This is a genomic window from Streptomyces mutabilis (assembly GCF_014649815.1).
In the GTDB taxonomy this organism is placed as follows: domain Bacteria; phylum Actinomycetota; class Actinomycetes; order Streptomycetales; family Streptomycetaceae; genus Streptomyces; species Streptomyces mutabilis.
Genome location: NZ_BMTT01000258.1, coordinates 1 through 559, shown reverse-complemented (window position 1 = coordinate 559; position 559 = coordinate 1). Strand labels below are relative to the sequence as shown.

Annotated in this window: 1 protein-coding gene; it reads left to right on the top strand. The window is 30.6% G+C overall.

Annotated elements, in window-relative coordinates; translation table 11 throughout:
- Window positions 1–559 (top strand): CBS domain-containing protein (locus IE142_RS40235; protein ID WP_191889504.1); only part of this gene is annotated, 559 nt, incomplete at both ends.

The following is a 559-nucleotide window of genomic DNA, read 5'->3' as shown; positions in this document are numbered from 1 at the left end:
TTAAAACGTGAAACTTCAATACTCATCACAGGTGGTTTTCGTCCAAGTGCTGAAATTATACGTTATGCAGATGAGCATGAATTACCAATTATTTCTTCAAGTTATGATACATTCTTAGTTGCTAATATCATCAATAAAGCAATGTTTAATCAAAAAATACGCAAAGAAATACTTGTGGTTGAGGATATAGTTAAACCAATCAATGAACTATCAGTGTTATTTGATTCAATGACAATACATGATTACAAAAAAATAGCGAATGAAACCGGCCATACAAGGTTTCCTATAGTAAACGAAGAATTTAAATTAGTAGGTATAGTAACTAGTAGAGAAATCATTAATATGAACGAAGAAGACCTATTAGGTAAAGTTATGACTAAAAATCCATTGAGTGTTAAATTAACAAATACGGTTGCTAGTTGTGCCCATTTATTAATTTGGGAAGGGATTGAATTATTACCAGTAACTGATAATAATAAAAAAGCTGTCGGTGTGATTAACAGACAGGATGTTTTAAAATCAATGCAATTATTAGGTAGACAACCTCAAATTGGTGAAG